This window comes from Pareuzebyella sediminis, assembly GCF_008367235.1.
Lineage (GTDB): Bacteria > Bacteroidota > Bacteroidia > Flavobacteriales > Flavobacteriaceae > Pareuzebyella > Pareuzebyella sediminis.
This window is the reverse complement of the sequence record NZ_VTZS01000005.1, coordinates 200727-221230: the sequence shown is the minus strand read 5'-3', so window position 1 is coordinate 221230 and position 20504 is coordinate 200727. Positions and strand designations below refer to the sequence as shown.

The following is a 20504-nucleotide window of genomic DNA, read 5'->3' as shown; positions in this document are numbered from 1 at the left end:
AAAACCACTATATGGATCTTAAAACCCATTCTACGGCTCTATTAGTCTTTGGAATATTGCTACTGGTGCTCAGCTGCGGTGAAAAAAAGACCAAGGAAGCAAAAACGGCCACGGTCGAAAGTCGGCAACCTATATCCCCCTACGACAGCTTACCAACCGATTTGTTCTTGGGAAAGGTCAGTGTTGAAACCCGAATCGAAGATAGTGAAGTATTTACCGAAGGACCTGCTGTGGATCGTGAAGGAATGGTCTACTTTACCAATGTGCCTGTCAATAAGATTCTAAAATGGAACCCTAAGGAAAAAGAACTTTCCGTATTTAAAAAGGAATCAAACGGTGCCAATGGCCTGCGATTTACCCAAGATGGAGATCTATTGGTTTGTGAAGGAACAACGGGAAAGGTCGTGCAAATATCTATAGAGAAAAAAGAGACTATTGACATGGCTACATCCTTTCAAGAAAAAGCACTACAATCCCCTAATGATTTAGATTATGATAGTGCGGGGCGTATCTATTTCTCTTCTCGGGAAAATGAACCTGACCTGGAAAAAGAAAATGTAAGGGGGGTATACCGTGTCGATCCTGATGGGAGCGTGCATCAACTGCTTGCGGAGCCTCAAATCGATATGCCCAATGGCGTGGTCGTCTCCCCAGATGAAAAAACATTATATGTAATAGAAGCACACCCCGACAGTGACCATGCCCGCAGTATTCTCGCCTTCGACCTTAAAGATGGTACGATTTCAAATTCAAGAGTACTTTACAATTTTTATCCGGGAAGAAGTGGCGATGGTATGAGTATCGATATTGAGGGAAACCTCTATGTAGCGGCCGGTCTGCATACCGAAAGAGGTACCTCAGAAACTCTTGACACCCGACCCGGAATACATGTTATTTCACCCGAAGGTAAACTCTTGGCGTATGCCCGCACCCCGGAAGGAATCGTTACCAACTGTACATTCGGGGGAAAGGACCTTAAAACGCTCTATGTAACGGACGGCACCTATCTTTTAAGTATTCCAACAAAAATACCAGGAAAACCCAGCTATAGACCGCTAAAATAACTGTTCGAAATATATTAAACGGTGACCGGCACGAAGATCCTTATGGTCTTGCGGGGGTCAGGATTGGTTGGCCTGTTTCCAGTTTATAAACAAATGATTTCAGTACTACTTTAAAAAAGTTCCGCATTGCATCTTTTGACTACGAAAATGCATCGAGGCGTCCGTTATTATTACTGTCTACGGCCCATGTGATGGTGACATTTCGATTCGAAAAATAATCCATTCCAGTAAAATACCTTAAAACATAGGTAAATTCGATAGAAGATAAATAATCGGTATAGAAGCCGGGATACTTTATGAAATCTAGGAAAGCGTTATCATTACCGCTGTGAAATTCCGATACGGCCAAGTATCGGGTAGATACATCCTAAAATGTGTGTCCGCCGAGTCCGTTCTTTGTTCAATCCGCTAAGGTTCCTCATCAAAAATAAAATTAGATCCCCCATTCCATTTCATCCTGCCGGTTTTCATATAATCTAACGCCCTAATTTTTTTTGACGGCCTTCAGACCAGGTATCTCCCTATTTACGATGAGCAATAGAAAGAGTAGACCAATAATTACCAGAAAAGCTATTTCCAGTTTGGAGAGCATTTGGTTCATGCTCAGCGATTTTTTAGACATTTGTGTCATTAGCTTTCCTTCGCTAAGTTGCACTTCGGAAAGTCTGTCGAGATTCGCGCTGATGTCACCCAACAAATTGGCCATTCTTAATTTAACATCTTCTTCGACAGGCCCTTGATTTGGGGTTTTCTTGGTTTCCAAAACCACAAGTTTGGCGTAGTTCGCCTTTAATAAATTTAGGTATCTCGATTCATCACGTGTGAGTTTGGTGCTTGCGAAGTCTGAAAGCAGATTTTCAATGTCTTCATCCGCGGCCGGAACACCCCTATTTTCATCTGATTTCGCCAATGATAGTTCTTTCCTATGAAAGATATTGTTCAGTCTATAGATATATTCCTGAACGACCACACGATCTTCGAAAACAGAGCTCACGTTCTGCTCTAGGTTGGCAAAATTTCTGCGATTCAATCTATTGGAGGCAAAAACCAAAAGAAATGCCATTGCCAAAATGAAACCTGCATTGATACGTTGTTTTAAAGTCATCTTGTTATTCATGAGCCTAGATATTAGTGTCACACTTTAGAAATCCTGAAATAAGATCCATCCGGTCCAAAAGTCTAAAAACACTTGGAAGCCGGACGGATTACACTAACCAACCTTAAAGCTAAATTTTTTGTAGCTCCCCAGTCTCCAAGGCATTGTTGAGATGGGCCGATACCACTGTGTGGCTCCCAAAAAATCTTCCGCCGTCAGCACGTTTAATTTTCACCTTTAAGGAACCGTCTTTTTTTTCCTTGATATCCGTTACCATTACTTTGTACCCTTTCATTCCTTTATAATTTGCGATTCCCCCTCTTTTAATAATAAAATTGGCCCTAGGAAAATTGATGTACTTGTACTGCCTAGCTTCAGGGGCGCCAATTTTCAGTATATCGCCTATTTGAATATTCTGAGGCAGAACCGCTTTACCCTCCTGTGCATTCATGAAAAGACCGGAGAAAATGAACATCATTGCTATAATTAATTGTCGCATAACCATATATTTAGAATTTATACTTATTTTTCTTCTTCTAAGACTAAAAATCCATTCCGGATATTGTATCCGGCACCCTCCTATGATTGGGCCCCGACACCTGTACTATTTCTAGTATTTTATGTTTTGGCAGGACCTCTATCGATACTTTGTGCCCAACCGCAAACCCTATTAAATTTGCACCTAGAGTACTTATTACCGACACTTTTCCCTTATCCCTATTTTTCTCCGACGGCAAGACCAGCTGAACGGTAGGGGTTTGTCCGTCTTCATCGGTGAGGGTAACTTTTGAATTTAATCGTACAATTGCACTGGGCATTTCCTCATCGTTTTTAACCAGAGCCTGAGTCAATCCCTCCTTCAATATTTCAAAGACATCTTTCTGCAAAAAATCCTCACAATGCCTATGAAAATTCAATATTCTTTTTAGGGCCACATAGTCTCGCTTTTCAAATACTCGGTTATCATGATCCATTGGTTCGATTTCGATACTTATGGGCGCTACAGTTTGCCTTACTTTCCAACCATTAAAGGCAAAGGATGTACCGTTCTTTATACCAATAGCATATAAAAACATCTATGTAATTGAATATCAATACATTAAAATATATAAAGAAAGAGTAGAGAAGTATTGAGGGTGAGGAAAAGATACCCAAACGGGGCATTATTCCCCGGTTAGTCGTTTAACTTGTTGCGCAGCGTTTTGCGGTCTATGTTTAGAATTTCTGCAGCCTTGGTCTTGTTACCTTCCGTAGCGATGAGCACTTTTTGAATGTACTCTTTTTCCATTTCCCTCAGGGTTTTCAGTCCCTTTTCGGGAAAGTCGATCTGGTATTTCAACGTATCGGGAAGGTGTGGCAGTCTAATTTCGCCATCGCACATGATTATGGCACGTTGTACCACGTTTTCGAGTTCTCGTATATTACCAGGCCAATGATAGCGTTCCAATACTCTGAGGGCGTCAGAAGAAATTCGAGTAGGCCGATCTTTGTATTCCATACCATATTTTTGCAGAAACTTCGCTACCAATAAGAGTATGTCGTTTTTGCGTTCCCGCAAGGGAGGAACATCGATGGTTACCACGGTCAGGCGATAGTACAAATCTTCCCTAAAAATTTGTTTGGCAATGAGTTCTTCCAAATCGCTATTGGTTGCCGCGATGACCCGAACATCCAATCGTTCTTTTTTTCTTGAACCTATTCGAGTTACTTCCTTCTCTTGCAAGACCCGTAACAACCTGTTTTGAACGGGCAAGGGTGCATTGCCTATTTCATCTAAAAAAATAGTGCCATGGTTGGCCGCCTGAAAGAATCCCTCACGGTTTTCGTTAGCTCCCGTAAAGGCGCCTTTGCTATACCCGAAGAGTTCTGCCTCTAAAAGGTTTTCAGGAATCGCACCACAGTTCACAGCGATAAAAGGAGCTCGGGCGAACTTACCTGAATAGTGTACGGCGCGAGCTACGAGTTCTTTGCCTGTACCGCTCTCGCCCCTTACCAATACCGTCGCATGATTGTCTTTTACCCTTTCGATAATTTCAATCACTTTTTGGAACGCCTCGGATGACCCTATCATATCGGCATAGCTATTATTTGAATAATGTGTGATAGGTTTGTACCCGGTTTTGTGCGAGACCTTGTGGGCCAAGGATTTTTTTACGGAATCGGCCAGCTCCATCTTTGTGAAGGGCTTTGTCAGATAATCCAGTGCCCCCGATTTGATTACGCTGAGGGCATCTTCTATAGAAGGGAATCCGGTTACCACTAACTTCGGCATATCGGGATAATGCTCGGCAACATATTTTATGAGTTGAGTACCATCAATTTCCGGCATGTTTATATCGGTAATCAGAAGGTCGATTTCGGTATCTTGCAGGATGTATATAGCTTCCTTTACGGAAACAGCTTTGTAGGTATGGTAATCCATGGAATGCAAATGCCGTTGCAGTAGTTCCAATATTTCGATATCATCATCGACGAGTAATATGTTTTCCTTCTTGAGCAATATAGTTAGGTCTTTGGAAACTCGATGGTAAAGATAGTTCCTGTGGGGTTGTTTTTTTTATGAAGAATCGTTCCTTGATGGCTTTTAACAATACCGTGTACTACACTTAGACCCAGGCCCGAGCCCTCACCCGAAGGTTTGGTCGTATAAAAAGGTTCAAAAATGTGTTGCGCCACATCTTCGGGAATACCAGAGCCCTGATCGGCGATCTTCAAAATGACCTTTTTGTTTTTATCCGCGACATGTACGCTTATCGTACTCTTCGGCGGAGAAAAATAAATGGCATTTACCACGAGGTTGAAAATTACCTGGGTCAACTGTATCTTGTCGATGCGAAGGGTTATGATTTGTTCTGAGACCTTCAAATCACAACTTATATCACTCTGCTTAAGGGTACTACGCATGAGATCGATGGCATCTTCGATAATAGGAACAATATTTACCGTTTCTTTCTCTTGAGGCATTTCACAGGCAAAGAACATTAGTTTTTTTACTACCTCCCGCGAAAATATCGTGTTCGTAATTATTTTTTTCAGGTCTTTGGAAGCCTGTGAGTCATCCGCCACCCGTTCTTCTAAAAGTTCGGCAAAACCTAGGATATTGGCCAAAGGTGTGTTGAGTTCATGGGCAATACCCGCGGTGATCTCCCCTAAAATACGTAAACGATCAGCCTGTTCTACCTGCCTTCTTATACGTACCTCGTTTTCCCTTATCTCTTTTCTTTCCAGAAGATTGCCTACTTCTAGACAAATATTGTCCAACAGCTGCTGCTCTTCCTCCAAAAAATCTTCAAGGGAATATTTCGGGGCCGGGTAGCCTACCTTTATAGAACCATGAGGCTTGTTGAAAGTGGTAATCGGTGATTCCAAGAAAACATAGTCGGTTCCCTTTTCGTCGGTCTTCAAATCGAAATCGACGGTCTTTAAGGCAACATAGGTTTCCTTATCGAACTGCCAAGCCCGTTCCATACATTTTACGATACCCTTTAAGGCATGCTCCACCTTATCATAATCGCAGTTCACGATAAGCGAAGTCACTTCATATAGGCATGTGAGTTCTTTAATGCGTTCTTTGAGCTTTTGTTCCGTCGTATGCACGTCTCGATAAATTGTTACCAATTTACAGAATCGCTGGCATTAGACAATATTTGAGGTGAGATTTACGAAATGGCATCTGATTTTTTTTTTTGGAATTCGCTATTACTCGAATGACTACAACAGGACGTTTCCCCTTTTCTTAGCAACCGGTGCTTTGAGCTTTTTTATATCGCATCAGATATATAATGGGTAGTAGCGATTAGATACCTAAGAGCTATCATTCTTATCAATTTCAAAAATATTTTTAACACGGTGAAACGAGATAGAGCGAACCGCACGAAAAACTCTTAAAGTTCCAATTCATATGGGTATGATTCCATTTTTATTACGCTGGATAACCGATGGCCCTAGTAAAATCATCCCCTCTTCAGGTCATACACTTACCACCTTCTAAAAGCGTGCTTTCGGCAAAACTATCGAAGAATATGAAGAAATAAAGGTCAAAGAATTACTAACTGACCACTAAGCTTCACCCTATAATTACTAGACGAAATTTACAGGGGGCATCACTCACGCTAAATACCACCCATAGTCTTTCCACTGACATTTTCAAGATTCGAGAGTAATCAATTATGTTACTCCGATTCCTTTTTAAAAGAGGGTACGACCATCTTTTTCTTGCTGCCCATACCCGATCAAAATACTACGCTTATCAGAAATTTGACCTCCCATATATTCTATAGACAAAATTACTCTGTAATCAGTTCCAAGACTTCTCTATCGACCTTAGGATGGTCTTTTTCTTTTCTTTCGGATATCGCTCCAGTCGAGACCCATTGCATATTCCTTTGATATCTTTTGATATCGTCTCCCCGCATTGGATCCTGTACCATCAGATAAATCCATTCGTTATCCAAAAGTGCTTTCAAGTTTTCGTTCCTTGAAAGGATTTCAGAAACACGGTCGAGCGGTGCTTTTATGAGTACCGAAAGGCGTACCGGCCGATGGTACATTTCTTGATCACTCTGGTGGACCGACTGAAGCGGTAGTCCCACTTTTAAATCTCCTCCATTACCCTGTACCACTCCAAATCTGCCAGTGACGTTGTGGGTGATTTTAGAGCCTCCCCCAAAAGTAGCATTGTCGACCGTGGAAAAATAGTAATGGTTGTTGATCCATTGGGTGACCACCATGGGTCCTTGCATAATGGCTTCCAGTGCCTTACCTGTAACATCCATTTTCCAGTCATACGAATGTAAAAAGCAACGACCACCAAGGTTTATCTTTTTGGTCAAGTCTCTAGGTGCCACAATGAAACCCGCGTTTTTTGCGAGGCCCCATTCCGGTCTGGTATCTGCCCAATCATTAGCCTTGGTCTGTGCCACAGAGACGCTATTCGAGGCTTTCTGAAGACGATCTTTAGTAGCGGTCTCTTGAGCACGTTTCAAATCGACCCTCAAATTTCTTAATTTGTCTTGATGCGAATCTGGAACCTCAGAATCAAAGATGATAATGTCATCGGTAGTCGTATTATGTTCAGCACCTATGAAGAGGGTCTCATCCGGAATATCAATACCATGGTTCTCCAGAAGCGATTTTCTAACATCCCGCCTATTGGCAATCTTGGCCAACATACGGGCGTTATGCCTTCCAGGACTTGCCGCACAAGCCCCGCAGTCAAGGCTTGAACCGAACGGATTGTTCGCAGAATGGCTTCCGTGGCCCACGAAAATAACTAGGGGCGCGAAATGATTCCAACCTATGAGGTCGAAAGCAGATTTTACAATGGCTACTTTTTCGTTCAAGGGAATCTGGTGAATGTGCGCCTCCTTGTCCGTGGTCTTGTAGATCTCTGGTTGGCAAAAGTTCTCGTGGGATGTGTTCCTCTTTTGTTTCAGAGCGTATACATATCCAGGAATCAGGTTTCTTGCCAATAAGGAAAGACCATAGTAGATTCCCGACCCCTCTACATACCCAAATGCAGAAGGCAACATGTTCTTCATCCTCTTTAAAAAATACTCTTGGAACCTTAGGACTTCCTTTTTCCTTTCATAGGCCTTGAACGTGTTTTTTTGGTTTGTTCTGGGAATTTCAGAAACTTGATAGGCTGAGTTCACTATTGGTGGACAGGATTTACGGGTCAAACCATCTTTCAAGTTCTGATAATCCATGGCTATTCCAAAAAACCCGGCATATCCAAAAGTCTCATAATCGCCCTTCGATTCTACATGTCTCCGTATGATCTCAGATCGGGTATCGATACAAAAAACCAATTGCGCCTCGGGTGCGTCATTTTCGGTTTGGGGTTTTTTTACGGCTATTTTTTCTTCGTTCAATACGCCTACAAGTTGGTCTTGCCAGCTCTTCTCCCAAGCTTTCAACCAGATGTATTGAAGTTTTATATGGTTATCGTCCTTTTGCGGGTTAAGATCTTGGGGCATGATAAAGGCATTCAAATGCCGTGCGATCCACAGACGCACTCCCAAGTAATCCTCTAGTACGATCGGATATTCTTGTTGCCACAGTGAGGCGGATTCTGTTCTATATTTGATATACCCCGTCCATCCTGGCAAAGCTGCCAAATGATACGCAAAAATGTGAGGATAACTTTCCTCGGGATAATCCTCCAATATTTGCATCAACGCTTGAGAGCTGGTTTCCGGTATTTGTCGTATATCTTTTATGCCTATCTCGCCATCGTAGGTTGCGAGTTTTCGCCAAGCCCGGTAAAAACCATCTTTCTTATTCGGCATTTCCCATTCGGCGAGACCTTCATCCATAAAAGCGGCAAGCCACTTTGCCATGATTCTGTCCAAATCGTGGTTCCCATTTTTCACCTTGGTATTTTCCCCGGAGTCCATGAGTTGCAAATAGTATTCAGGAGATTCCGAAAATCCTTTTTCTTTTAGCATTGACCGCAATACCCCTTTGCTGATTTCTTTCTTCTGCCACGCTTGACGAAATTGTGAGCTATCTGGAAATACTCTTGCGTTCAAATGTTTCTTAGCGCTTCGTAACGCTTCTTCAAAGGGCGCTTTTTCATATCCGGAGAGCGGATTAGAGGTCACAAAAGAATAGAGTGGCCATGTTTTTCCAACAATCTTGGAGGCTTCATCGATACTTTTTAGAATGTGCTGCTGGTTCATTAGGAATTTGATTTATACATTAAAATGGACTTTTTATAAGGTTGTGAAAGGTTCATCAGTTTGACATAGAGCCAAGGGATTTTCCGATACACACCTAATTTCATGATGAAAAACCCGGCCAGAAAAACAATACCGAATGCCATTTGTACCATTGAAATAGGCATGGGCACTGCCGCCATCGGAATATCGGTCATGACGATCGAAACCCCATTGTACATTAAGGCATATGTTCCTATACCCGCTATAAAAAGCAAGGGCGGTACAACTATTTTCTGCAGCACCGACAGGCTTTTCTCCTTTCCAATATTGTAAGTTGCCTGCCCCACGGTAATCGCAACAATAAGAGTAAGGAAAATTCCACTGTCGAGTTGCGTACCCTTTCCTGTCCAGATCGCAAAAAGGAACGCTCCGAGAACACCGAAGATCAGAACGATCATGGCTTGAAGCGTCCCTATTTTAATTTGAGGTGGTTTTTGGGGTCTTGAGTGCGCAATTGCTTCCCCGGAGGAAAGAAACAAATAGGCTTTATAAAATCCATGGAGAATGAGGTGCGTTACCGCTGCAGTGAAAAATCCTAACCCGCATTGCATAATCATGAAACCCATTTGGGCAATGGTAGAACAAGCCAGTTTCTGTTTTACATTAACCTGTAGTAGCTTGTTGAACTGTGCAATTATAGCGGTGAGACCTCCAATGACAAATAGAATATTCAAGGTGTTCGAGGCAAAGAGCAAAGCCGCGAACAAGGTCAATAAAATTCCGGAACCGTTTACAAAACCGGCATGCATTAAGGCCGATGCGGGAGTGGGTGCTGTCATCGCGGAAAGCAACCAACGATGGAACGGGTAGATCGCAGATTGTACTAAGGCCGCAGCGATGACCAACAATCCCGCTATCAACTTTATGTAAAATGGTATGAGGTGCAAGGCATTAATCAGACCGCTGAGCGTCATTTCATTACTGTAAAGAGCCAGTAAGCACAAGGCAGCGCTTAAAAAGAGGGTACCTAGCAGAAAATAACGCTGGGTAAATCGGGAAGCTTCTTGAGCTTCCCCCCAATCCGACTCTACACCTATCAATCGAGACATGAAGATACCCATCGACAACCAGCTGAACAACATTAGTACGATATGTTCCGACACTACGAATAACATTACCGAGGTTGTAAATCCTAGAGAAAGCATCATAAACCGGGAATGATATCTAAAACCCTTCAGATAACTGCTCGCGTAGCTGCCAATAAGCCCTCCGAAGAAAGTAACCGTGGTCCAAATAAGTAGGCTGAAACCGTTGAACCTCAAAATGGCTCCATTCCAGTTGGGCAGAGTATTGAAAGAGGTCACCAGATAAAGCATATTTCCTGCAAACAAGAACCATAAGAAAAAAGAGACGGTTTTAGGTAATTGAACCGAAAATAAGGTAGGTGCTTTTTCCTTAGATTCTTCTGGATGCATTTCTTGTTCATTATTTTCAAGCATCATTTTTAGTGTTTTGGAAGATTTTTAATAGTGGTTTGAAGTCTAAGATCAGTTCTTCAAGTACATCGGCTGGAACCTCGCTGATCTTTGACGAATACATGTGGAGACTAGAAAGTGAATATATCATTCGGCTTAGTCTTTTGGTGTTTATTGTATTCAGATAAACCCTGGCCTGATTGAAAATACTTTCGTGCTCTTCGTGGTCTTCAGGTCTGTTTGACCTTATTTCGAACATTAAATGAACTAAATGATCTATTCTATGGTTTACGAGTTTTTGCATCAAGCGACCTCTTCTTTCTTTTCAAGATTCTTAGCGTTGTACGCTTCGATAGATTCGGATTCTATTGTTCTTTTTTGAATACGATAGTCAGGCCCGGGCTGACGGTTATGCTTTTCATTACCCTCATAGGATCTCATTGGTTGATGGGAACTTTTGAGAACTTTACTAATGAATATCAAACCTAGAATAAGGGTACAAATCAATAACCGATCTAAAAATATAGCATTGTGCAGATAAGACCACAGGTTAAAAATTATGAGAACCGCCATCCCCAAAATGGGCAGAGCCAAAGATTTATTTAATTGCATGTTTTAATTTTTACTGTTAGTATTGTTTCATTTCAAAAAACTTGATAGGCGCTGTCGCGATAGCTGACATCTGAAGAGGAAATACCTTTTGAGCTTTTAATCTGCCACCGTGATTTCAAGAGTACCCTGTATTTTCAGGTTATATCCTTTACCTTTATTTGCCATAATGAATTGTTTGGCAAGCTTTCTTTCTTCTTGGAGCTCTTGAATACGACCATCTAAATGGCCTGTTTTGCTGGCATGGTTTCCCTCCCAGATTTGAAGCCTCTGAATCTTATGAAAGTTAATTTTTTCGTCTATCAAGGCACAGACTACATCGCAGGCCTCTGATGCGGTGAATGCCCCTTTTACCAATTGAATTTTTTGTGTTGTTTTTTCAGTCTTTACTGTTTCCACTGTTTCCATTTTTGATTTTTTTAAAAGGTTAATTTTATTTGAATATCAAATCCGGGAACAAAGATTAGAAATTAACTATATATATTTTTATTTATATTTATTATAAAAAACATTAATTTTTTTTATGCATTACACTTTACACCAGCTACAGATTTTCTTGAAAATATCTCAAATACAGAGTATTACGAAGGCTTCGGAAGAGCTTAATTTAACACAACCAGCCGTTTCAATACAGCTTAAAAATTTTCAAGACCAGTTTCCGATACCTCTTACCGAAGTGGTGGGCCGAAAACTTTATATTACTGATTTTGGAAATGAAATCGCACAAGCAGCAGAGAATATTCTTAACCAAGTTGACGCTATCAATTATAGAACTTTGGCCTATCAAGGCAATCTTTCGGGACGTCTAAAAATATCGGTTGCTTCAACGGGCAAGTACGTAATGCCCTATTTTTTATCCGACTTTATGAAGTTGCATTCAGGTGTAGACCTTATTATGGACGTAACGAACAAAACCAAAGTCGTCAAAAACCTGGAACGGAACGAGGTAGATTTTGCACTAGTCTCCGTACTTCCCAAAAAAATGAAAATCAATCGGGTTGCATTAATGCCGAACAAACTTTTTTACGTAGGCAGTACCGAGCTAAAGTTCAAAAACTCCCCTACCAAAAAAAAATTATTCGGTAGTCTTCCCCTAATCTATAGGGAGCCAGGTTCTGCCACAAGAAATGCCATGGAAAATTTCATATCGAAAAATAAATTTTCGATTCGTAAAAAAATAGAATTGACCTCAAATGAGGCGGTCAAGCAAGCTGTACTATCAGGCTTGGGGTACTCTATCATGCCCTTAATCGGAATTAAAAACGAACTCAATAACGGTGACCTACAAATTGTTCCGGTTAAAGGGTTGCCCATTGTCACCACTTGGCATCTCGTTTGGCTAAAATCTAAAAAACTGTCACCGGCGGCCATCGCTTATCTTGATTTTTTAAATTCAAAAAAGCAAGATATTATAGATAAAAGATTTGCCTGGATCGATAATTATTAAGGCAATGATATACTTGTGTAACCCAAAATAATCAAGAAATGTTTTCTTCCACTATTCCCCAAAGGCTATATAATTTCTTTTTTAGATTATACACTTGCGACCCCAAATCCTCAATCCTGTTTTGGTGGTTGCTTACTTGGTCTTCTAGATCCCGAATCATGCTATAAAGTGCAGAGATATTTTTTATCGGATTTTACGAAATTCTAACGGGGATTGATTCGTCCAGTTTTTGAAGGCACGACTAAAAGCGCTTTGCTCTGAAAATCCGGTTTCAAAAGCAATCTCGGCAACACTTCTTGCTGAGTTTTTAAGGAGATCTTTTGAAACTTCTTCCTGGATTCTTTTAACAAGGTCTCTAAAGGTAAGGCCATTTTGAGATAAGCGGCGGGTAAGCGTACGCCTGAAGTACAACAACCGTCGCAGAAAAGGTGGCTTCATTGGATAATTCTACGCCTGTTTAGTGAGCCTGACGATTTAAATAAACACGGGATATTTCCGCTCCTTTTTCAACTCTAAAAAAATAGGTGTTCGACAGCAACATAAAGTACCGTTCGCTTCTATCAAAAATTTCACCGGCCCACGAACAAGTTTTCCATGATAAACCAAGCACACCATAATCTTCGATTTTCATTTGTTGACCCACTCTCACAGAAAATCCAGGACCTATTTCCCGATCTATCAATTCATGAAGTTCAAAAAAGTGATTTGCCGGAACCGCTTGAATTTGCTCAATAGAGTCAATTGGAGTCGATACACCTTTAAAGTCATCTCGTGTCATGCCTTCATTTAAAGCATGATTTATTATTTTACGATATAGACTTATAGAGATGTAATTCATTTTTATTATGCACTAGTTGATATTTATTCCCAAACTTCTCTACATTCTAACGTCCTAAAATACGGTTCGTCCAGGGTTCGTTGTGTGAGTTAACGTTAACATTAGCTCGTACAAACCAAATAGAAAATCGAAAAGTTTTTCAGAAATGTGCGAGAATAGCGGCATTACTTATAGCCACTATTGCTATTTCTTTGTATTTATTCATTTTTGTCTTTTTTATTTCGTTCAAAAATCACCGTTACAATTAGGGCCGCTCCGATCAAAACTCCACTCAACGAGTCCATCAATTCTCCACTTTGAACTGCTCCGTAAATACCGGCTAACATTGATGCTATTCCAATTGCGATTAATAAATATCCTGTTTGTTTTTTCATTTTTTTAAATTGTTTTGGCCAGTTTATTTTTTTAAAGCTTTCAATTTCGTAGTTCTTACTTTCACTCCCGGTTCTGATATTTCACTCCATTTTGTCCTGTTTTCCGGTGTTCCATTTATCAACAATCAGTATTTCAAGTTCAAACTTTGAATTACTTCCTCCAATCAAGCGCAACGGTTATTATAAGAGCAGTAGCGGATTCATACTTGCTTTCTTTTCGTTTTGAAATTTACTAAATTAAAAACAACACATTTTGAGTCAACACCCAAAATCGCCGTTGTTTTATATGTTATTACTTACATTTTTTGATTTTCTTGGTTTCGTTCAGACTATAATCGCAAGACCTATGTTCCGATAGTAGCTGTACAAGTATTTTTCTTGTATCTTCTTAATTAAGTCCTAATTTTTAACCAAGGTCGACTTCATTTAATTGCCCATTATTTTCAATTAATGCCTCATAATACAATTTTTAATTTCCATTTAGGTTCATTCTGAAGTTTTGATAAGTAACCGTTTTAATTAAGGCTTTTTAGATCCCAATCTCGAGCAATTCCTTTTTTAATAATTTCAAAAGCGGTTTCTATGTCATTCAAGTAAAGGGCAAACTGAGCTGTAATTTTGTAATCTTTTAGAAAGAAAAATCGAAAGAATTGAAAATATCATTATATATATTCAATGTTTCTTGAAACTGTTCGTCAATTATGAAATTTTCTGCCCGATTTATTTGCTCATGATACTTTTTCCAGTCCTCTGGTTCATAATAATTTGAATTACTAAAACTGAGGATAGGTAATGAGAAAAATAAAGTTGTCAGCATTCTCATTGTTAGGTGTTTTAATGGTTTACAAGGAATCTGGCTATCTGTTGTTGGGCTTTGCGGCCGTGTTTTGGCAGGTTCAGGAACATGCCCTTATGCTGTGCGGAAGCTGGCTCGTTGGCGCCAAGTTGCAAATCAGAAACTACCTCTGACGAGCAACGCGAGAGGGAGACATCGGTGGCAGCTAAGCCATGATTTTCAGACGTGATTTATTTTGAATAATGTATAGATCTAATTTTACTTCGCCATGAGAGCAATAACTTACAGCCAGTTTTGGGCTTAGTTTTTTTAATAACTAGTGTCATCCAACTTCACTTTACCGTGAAATGTTTTGTATAAAAACAAGAAATAACCAGCTAAAAGAGGTGCGCCAATAAGAACAATGGTTAACATTATACCTAATGATTTTTGAGACGATGCTGCGTTGTAAATTGTCACACTATAATTAGGGCTTATTGTTGAAGGCAGTAAAACAGGATATAGCTGAAGTGCTACTAACATTAAAAGAAAGGACATCGTCAATGAGGAAAAAACTAAGGCATTTCCATACTTCTTTTTGGAAACTAACCGAGGCACATTTGCAACTGCCAAGAAAGCTAAAAGAGGAATAACAAAAGATATCGGATATTCTTTAAACCTGTCAGTTACACCTGGTAAGAATACCAAGGTATATAACGATGTTGCAGCAAAACTTACAATAAAAAAAATCATTCCTTTTTTTAATAAAAAAGTCAATCTTGCATGCAAACGACCCTCTGTTTTTAGCAATAAAAAAATAGCTCCTTGGGTCATAAACAATGATACAGTGGTTAAGCCAATCATAATCGCATAAGGGTTTAAAAACGACAAGAATACTCCGCCGGTGTAACTATAATTTTCAGCTATTTCAAATCCCTGTAAAATGTTAGCTAAAACCACACCCAGTAAAAAGGATATTAAGACGTTAGAGGTAAAGTAAATTATATCCCAAGTCATACGCCACCATGGCATTTCTTCTGCACTTCTGAATTTTATTGCGGAAGACCTCAGTACCAGTAACATTAGAAATAACATAAAAGGCACGTACATGGCAGATAACATAGTCGCATACATTACTGGAAAGCCCGCAAATAATGCGCCACCACCTATTATTAGCCATACCTGATTGGCATCCCACAACGGTCCTATTGCATTGATAGCAATACGTCTGCTTAAATCCTTTCTGAAAAATAGATGCCAAGCGCCTGCACCATAATCAAAACCTTCCAAAATTGCATAACCAGAAAATAGTAATCCTACAACCAAGTACCAAAGTGTAGGATAATCCAAACCTAAAAAAGTTTCCATAATGCCAAGCTTAAACATATTTTAAAAATTCATCTGGATTTTTAGCTTCATCATACGGGCCGTGCTTTATCTTTTTGTTTACACTATAGATAAAGAGTAGAAATAGCATAGTATAGACCACTAAAAATAATATCAGAGAAAAAAGAATCTGGTTTGATGATACCTCTTGTGAGAATCCTTCATCAGTTCTTAAATGACCGTATACAATCCATGGTTGCCTTCCCATTTCAGCAGCAAACCAACCAACTTGATTTGCCAGTTGTGGTAGAATCACAGAAAAAGCGAATATTCTCAATAACCATTTTTTTTCAAATAAGGTTCCGCGCCACCACAATAAACTCGCATAAAGCGTGAGACCTATAAGAAACATACCAATCGAAATCATAATGTGATAAAACTGGAAAACAGCATTTACCTGTCCAGGTCTTTCATCTTTTGGGAATGCATTTAGACCTGTAATCGGTTCCTCAAAATTTTGATGAACTAAAAACGACAGACCACCGGGTAATTTGACACCTGTGACTTCCTGCGATTCGTTGTCGACCCAACCAATTAAATACAAATCTGCGGGAGCTGAAACGTCATAGTGGCCCTCCATTGCAGCAAGCTTGGCGGGTTGATTAACCGCAACACCTTCTGCGGAACTATGTCCTGAAATTAATTGGGTTAAAGAGACTATGGTTGCTAATCCAAGGGCTATTTTGAATGCTTTTTTTGAAATCTCAACATAGCGCCCCTTTAGAAGGTAATAGGCATGTACACTCAATACTAAAAATGCTCCGGCTAAAAAAGCACCCTGCCACACGTGTATAATTCGATCTAAACTTGAAGGATTAAACACCATTGCCCAAAAATCAGTTACTTCAGCTCTGGCTTCGAAGCCTTCACCTACAATATGATATCCTGCAGGTGTTTGCTGCCAACTGTTAGCGACAACAATCCATATAGCGGAAAACATCGAGCCTAAAAAAACTCCTACTGTGGAGATAAAATGTACTTTGGGTGATACTCTGTTCCAACCAAATAGCAAGATACCAAGAAAGGCACTCTCTAATCCAAAGGCAAAGAGACCTTCTGCTGCTAGCGCACTACCAAAAATATCACCTACATATCTAGAATACACGGCCCAGTTTGTACCAAACTCAAACTCCATTATAATACCTGTCGCTACACCGATACCAAAGGTGATAGCGAAAATTTTTAACCAGAAACGAGTTAAAACCTCGTACTGTTTATCGCCAGTCTTTAGGTACATCCCTTCCATAATCACCATAATCAAACCCAAACCAATACTTAGCGGCGGGTAGATGTAATGAAAAGCGATAGTAAAAGCGAACTGAATTCTAGCCAATATCTCTGTTTCCATATTGTAGGATGTTATAAATTATGCCCAACGGCCAAGTATAAGCGCAGTGTGGGATTGAAAGGTTTTACTTTCAATATGGCGTTTAATCGGCGAAAAGTCAAATCGTTTAACCTTGGCACTTTAGCCCGCATCACGTATAGCCAATTTAAGTTTGATTTTGATTAAATTATAGATATAAATCAGAAAGAACAAAAGAGAGGAATAAGGTCAATATAGCCATAGGAAGTTATGATTCCGTCAATATTGATGATACCCCCTCTTTTCCACTAAGAATTCGTTCGGTTCCGTGAGACCTATATCTCGATTTTAAGTTGTTGAAGTCGAAGTGGACAGTCGTTTCCAAAACATTTTCTCATGACTAAAGATAGTAAAATCCATGGCGTGGATATGAGTCAGGATGTATTCGATGTTGAGGGCCCAAATGGAGATCACCATCAGTTTCACAATTCCGCAAAAGGTTTCGGGCAATCCCTATAGCTGTTAAGCGGGGAAGACTTGGTGGTAATGGTAGCTACGGGGTACGACCAATATCTACCGCCACAGTTCCTTTATGGTTCCGGCATCAAAATGTCCGTAGTAAATCCCTTGTCCGTAAAACGTTTTGTACCGATGAAACTGGCCCATATAAATAGCGATAAGAGCGATGCCAGAGCCATTCGGGAATACGCCCGAGCCAATGGGTTTCGCCGTTATGACGGTAAAGGTGCTCTACAGGCCGAGAGCCTTAAATTATTGGCCTTAATGAATATTTATCTACAACAACGTACCCCTATAAAGAACAAGCTTCATGGCCAGAAAGTGTTGGCCGTACCTTCAAAAGTGGTCCATAAGCCTTTAAAACGGGCCCTACAAATAGTCGACAGGGAGCTCGAATCACTTAATGGACGCTGGCTTTCGTTCGTCAAGTTACCCGGGAAAAACAGCTTTCCGATCTAAAGAGCCTACCGGGACCGGGGGGACAGGATCGTCACATTGATGATCATATTGACGGATGGCTTTACCAAATTCGAGAATACGGCCCAATTATGTAACTACGTAGGTATTACTCCGGCTATGTGAGGTTCCCGGAGCGCTGTAAGGGGCAAGAGCAGGATAAGTAAGGTAGGTAACAGAAAATTGTGAAATCTGTTGTTTTTGTGTGCTTTTTCGGCATGCATGTATAACAAGGGGTCCAGGGAAATATGAGGGCCCTGGCCAAGGGAAAAAGTAAGAAAATGGCCTTGATTGCGGTATCGGACAAGTGGTTGAAACAGGAATTTGTCATTGCAAGATCTGGGCTGCCCTTCGATGAGAATTATGTGTGGAAACTAAAAAAACTAGTTTTTAACTCAGTTCTTTGTTAGGCGCTGGGTTTATCTTTAAAATCTGTTTTTTAATTAATTTCTGCTGTTTATTCCCTTTCACTTTGTTCTTTTAAATGATGAATCAGGTCTTTATTCTCTAGTATTTTTTTGTCCGCCCCATTTATTCCTATTTCATACATTGCTTTTCCCAATTCAATCGATTTAATGCTAAAGTTACTTCCTAAAAGTCTTAGGATAGGGTAAAGTTTTCGCATCATACCATACATCAAATTTGGCTCTTTTCTTGGCTCAACCGGATAAATATACCCTGGGCGGATGGCGTAAAATTCCAAGGCTAATTTATCAATTTGATTTTCAGCCATTCCCTTGTAAAGCGCAAATGAAGTCTTGCTTTTTTCAGTTCGGTCGGCTCCCGCTCCACTGAGAAGACAGAGTTTTGCGTTGGGACTATGTTCTTTTAGCATTTTTGCAAAATGAACGGCATAGTCTACCGTAATTTCCTTGAATAATTTATCTGAAACACTACCGGTATAAACTCCAATACAGAAAAAGGCACTATCTATATTCTTGAACAAATCCCTATGGTTGTCGTAAGCTGTAAAATCTTCAATAATTTCTTCTTCTAACTTAGTATGTTCATGGTTCGATGTCCTACGAACTAAAGATATGACCTTATTTATTCTTGAAGATGACAAGCATTCTTCCAATATGATATTTCCAATCATACCTGAAGCTCCTGTAATAAGTACATCTTGCATACTTTAAATTCTGTGCTTAAAATGCGATTTTGAAAGTGATGAAAACAATAAAAATGCTGAAAGTAAAACATACAAAACAATTTCAGTACTATATGCCGTATAACTCCATTGTTCAGACATAAAGTCGAAGGTTTGTATGGTGCACAATACAGCGAGGTTGGAGAAAAGCATTACCATAACAAACGGTGTCCATTTCCATTTTAGGAAATACCCTAATACAAATGCTCCTCCTGTAAGCGTTATCAACAACCAATGGACAAACTGTACGGTCCTTGGATAAGCAGAATTCTGTAGGTGTATCAAAGGCTTAATGCCTGAGAAATATTCAAAAAAACCGCTCAATCCCCAAACTAACATTACCATTGTCCAACTGAGCAACACCATCATTACTACTTTTGATACTATTTTCATTTTGTAAAACAGGCTTAATTCAGGGTTTTTCTAAATTCTATTGGACTCATAGTTGTTTTCTTTTTAAAGATTTTACTAAAGTACTGTGGGTATTCAAAACCTAACGCATAAGCGATTTCGCTGGCGCTTTCGTTAGAATTCAATAGTCTGTTTTTTGCTTTTTCTATAACGTATTGATGAATATGGTCTTGAGTGCTTTGTCCTGTTTCTTTTCGCAATAAATCGCTTAAATATTTAGACGACATATTCAGTGCTTCCCCGCAATATTGAACTGTCGGAATTCCAAATTCCAATTGCTTTTCTTGGTGGTAATAATCTTTTATCAATTGTTCGAACCGACTCGAAATATCCTGATTTAAATTTGTTCTCGTGTAAAATTGTCGGTCATAAAAACGAACGCAATAATTCAACAGCAACTCTATATTTGAAATTATCAAGGTTTGACTATGTTCGTCAATATTATTACTGATTTCTTTCTCGATTTTCTCAGTAATTTCTGCAACTGTTTTTCGTTCTTCATCGGATACGTGCAAGGCTTCGTTTGAAGCATAGGAAAAGAATGAATATTGTTCAATTTTCTTTCCTAGTTCTGATTTTCGAATCAAATCTGGATGAAAAGCTAAGGTCCAACCATGGCTAACTTCGCCTTTTTCGGCTTTTTTAAACTCCATTACTTGGTTGGGTGCTATAAAAATCAATGTACCATCCTGATAGTCATATGAGTTTCTACCGTAGTTTACAATGGTAAAAGCGCAATTATCTTTGAAGCTTATTTGATATAAACCTATTGAATACCTGAAATTGTCAACTTTCAAATTATTTATAGCACCACCCATTCGGTATACTGAAACAAGCGGATGTTTTGGCTTTGCCAAGCCTAAAAACCGATGAATTTCCGATATGGTTTCTATTTTTATAAAATCTTTCAAGGGGCTAATTTTTGCAAAAAAAAGCACA

Annotated in this window: 20 protein-coding genes and 1 pseudogene; 4 read left to right on the top strand and 17 right to left on the bottom strand. The window is 39.7% G+C overall.

Annotated features, from left to right (window positions below):
* Nucleotides 1–11 precede the first annotated feature (11 nt).
* Nucleotides 12–1064: an SMP-30/gluconolactonase/LRE family protein gene (locus F2B13_RS17155; RefSeq protein ID WP_149277342.1), complete on the top strand. Its 1053-nt coding sequence runs from the start codon at nucleotides 12–14 to the stop codon at nucleotides 1062–1064.
* Between the two features lie 484 nt (nucleotides 1065–1548).
* Here the strand turns inward: F2B13_RS17155 and F2B13_RS17150 are convergent, their stop codons facing one another.
* The 9 genes from F2B13_RS17150 to F2B13_RS17110 form a co-directional block, all read right to left on the bottom strand.
* Nucleotides 1549–2181, bottom strand: a complete 633-nt coding sequence (locus F2B13_RS17150; protein WP_149304734.1) for a hypothetical protein — start codon at nucleotides 2179–2181, stop codon at nucleotides 1549–1551.
* 109 nt (nucleotides 2182–2290) lie between these two features.
* Nucleotides 2291–2659, bottom strand: coding sequence for a hypothetical protein (locus tag F2B13_RS17145; protein WP_149277340.1), 369 nt, complete (start codon nucleotides 2657–2659; stop codon nucleotides 2291–2293).
* Nucleotides 2660–2702: 43 nt separating this feature from the next.
* On the bottom strand, nucleotides 2703–3236 hold the full coding sequence (locus F2B13_RS17140) for a GreA/GreB family elongation factor (protein ID WP_149304733.1): 534 nt from the start codon (nucleotides 3234–3236) through the stop codon (nucleotides 2703–2705).
* A 98-nt stretch (nucleotides 3237–3334) separates the two neighbouring features.
* On the bottom strand, nucleotides 3335–4663 hold the full coding sequence (locus tag F2B13_RS17135; protein ID WP_149304732.1) for a sigma-54-dependent transcriptional regulator: 1329 nt from the start codon (nucleotides 4661–4663) through the stop codon (nucleotides 3335–3337).
* A 2-nt stretch (nucleotides 4664–4665) separates the two neighbouring features.
* Nucleotides 4666–5757, bottom strand: a complete 1092-nt coding sequence (locus F2B13_RS17130) for a sensor histidine kinase (RefSeq protein ID WP_149304731.1) — start codon at nucleotides 5755–5757, stop codon at nucleotides 4666–4668.
* Between the two features lie 689 nt (nucleotides 5758–6446).
* A complete protein-coding gene (locus F2B13_RS17125; RefSeq protein ID WP_149304730.1) occupies nucleotides 6447–8843 on the bottom strand; it encodes a DUF2309 domain-containing protein in 2397 nt (798 codons plus the stop codon).
* Nucleotides 8843–10324, bottom strand: coding sequence for a proton-conducting transporter transmembrane domain-containing protein (locus F2B13_RS17120; RefSeq protein ID WP_232625259.1), 1482 nt, complete (start codon nucleotides 10322–10324; stop codon nucleotides 8843–8845). The genes F2B13_RS17125 and F2B13_RS17120 overlap by 1 nt, the downstream gene beginning before the upstream one ends.
* Nucleotides 10325–10600: 276 nt before the next feature.
* A complete protein-coding gene (locus tag F2B13_RS17115; protein ID WP_149304729.1) occupies nucleotides 10601–10909 on the bottom strand; it encodes a hypothetical protein in 309 nt (102 codons plus the stop codon).
* Nucleotides 10910–11005: 96 nt separating this feature from the next.
* Nucleotides 11006–11314, bottom strand: a complete 309-nt coding sequence (locus F2B13_RS17110; RefSeq protein ID WP_149277334.1) for a hypothetical protein — start codon at nucleotides 11312–11314, stop codon at nucleotides 11006–11008.
* Between the two features lie 115 nt (nucleotides 11315–11429).
* On the opposite strand from F2B13_RS17110, the gene F2B13_RS17105 reads away from it, so the two are divergent.
* Nucleotides 11430–12353 carry a LysR family transcriptional regulator gene (locus tag F2B13_RS17105; RefSeq protein WP_149304728.1) on the top strand — a complete coding sequence of 308 codons (924 nt, stop codon included), beginning with the start codon at nucleotides 11430–11432 and terminating at the stop codon, nucleotides 12351–12353.
* Nucleotides 12354–12536: 183 nt separating this feature from the next.
* Here the strand turns inward: F2B13_RS17105 and F2B13_RS20830 are convergent, their stop codons facing one another.
* The 3 genes from F2B13_RS20830 to F2B13_RS20530 all read right to left on the bottom strand — a co-directional run bounded on the left by F2B13_RS20830 (nucleotide 12537) and on the right by F2B13_RS20530 (nucleotide 13565).
* Nucleotides 12537–12791: a helix-turn-helix transcriptional regulator gene (locus F2B13_RS20830; protein ID WP_149304727.1), complete on the bottom strand. Its 255-nt coding sequence runs from the start codon at nucleotides 12789–12791 to the stop codon at nucleotides 12537–12539.
* Between the two features lie 19 nt (nucleotides 12792–12810).
* Nucleotides 12811–13191: an AraC family transcriptional regulator ligand-binding domain-containing protein gene (locus F2B13_RS17095; RefSeq protein WP_149304726.1), complete on the bottom strand. Its 381-nt coding sequence runs from the start codon at nucleotides 13189–13191 to the stop codon at nucleotides 12811–12813.
* A 197-nt stretch (nucleotides 13192–13388) separates the two neighbouring features.
* Nucleotides 13389–13565, bottom strand: coding sequence for a hypothetical protein (locus F2B13_RS20530; RefSeq protein ID WP_198440156.1), 177 nt, complete (start codon nucleotides 13563–13565; stop codon nucleotides 13389–13391).
* 792 nt (nucleotides 13566–14357) lie between these two features.
* On the opposite strand from F2B13_RS20530, the gene F2B13_RS20525 reads away from it, so the two are divergent.
* Nucleotides 14358–14534: a hypothetical protein gene (locus tag F2B13_RS20525; RefSeq protein ID WP_198440155.1), complete on the top strand. Its 177-nt coding sequence runs from the start codon at nucleotides 14358–14360 to the stop codon at nucleotides 14532–14534.
* Nucleotides 14535–14670: 136 nt separating this feature from the next.
* Here F2B13_RS20525 and cydB read toward each other — a convergent pair whose 3' ends face one another.
* Both cydB and F2B13_RS17085 read right to left on the bottom strand, forming a co-directional pair.
* A complete protein-coding gene (cydB, locus tag F2B13_RS17090; protein ID WP_149304725.1) occupies nucleotides 14671–15708 on the bottom strand; it encodes a cytochrome d ubiquinol oxidase subunit II in 1038 nt (345 codons plus the stop codon).
* A gap of 10 nt (nucleotides 15709–15718) precedes the next feature.
* Nucleotides 15719–17074, bottom strand: coding sequence for a cytochrome ubiquinol oxidase subunit I (locus tag F2B13_RS17085; RefSeq protein WP_149277328.1), 1356 nt, complete (start codon nucleotides 17072–17074; stop codon nucleotides 15719–15721).
* A gap of 354 nt (nucleotides 17075–17428) precedes the next feature.
* Between F2B13_RS17085 and F2B13_RS20840 the strand changes: the two are divergent.
* Nucleotides 17429–18417, top strand: a pseudogene (locus F2B13_RS20840) (transposase).
* 47 nt (nucleotides 18418–18464) lie between these two features.
* Here F2B13_RS20840 and F2B13_RS17075 read toward each other — a convergent pair.
* The 3 genes from F2B13_RS17075 to F2B13_RS17065 are packed head-to-tail and all read right to left on the bottom strand — an operon-like array spanning nucleotide 18465 to nucleotide 20476.
* The gene (locus F2B13_RS17075; RefSeq protein WP_149304724.1) at nucleotides 18465–19136 is read right to left on the bottom strand and encodes an SDR family oxidoreductase; all 672 of its coding nucleotides are present in this window, start codon (nucleotides 19134–19136) and stop codon (nucleotides 18465–18467) included.
* Between the two features lie 3 nt (nucleotides 19137–19139).
* A complete protein-coding gene (locus F2B13_RS17070) occupies nucleotides 19140–19547 on the bottom strand; it encodes a hypothetical protein (RefSeq protein WP_149304723.1) in 408 nt (135 codons plus the stop codon).
* 14 nt (nucleotides 19548–19561) lie between these two features.
* The gene (locus tag F2B13_RS17065; protein ID WP_149304722.1) at nucleotides 19562–20476 is read right to left on the bottom strand and encodes a helix-turn-helix domain-containing protein; all 915 of its coding nucleotides are present in this window, start codon (nucleotides 20474–20476) and stop codon (nucleotides 19562–19564) included.
* Between the last annotated feature and the right edge of the window lie 28 nt (nucleotides 20477–20504).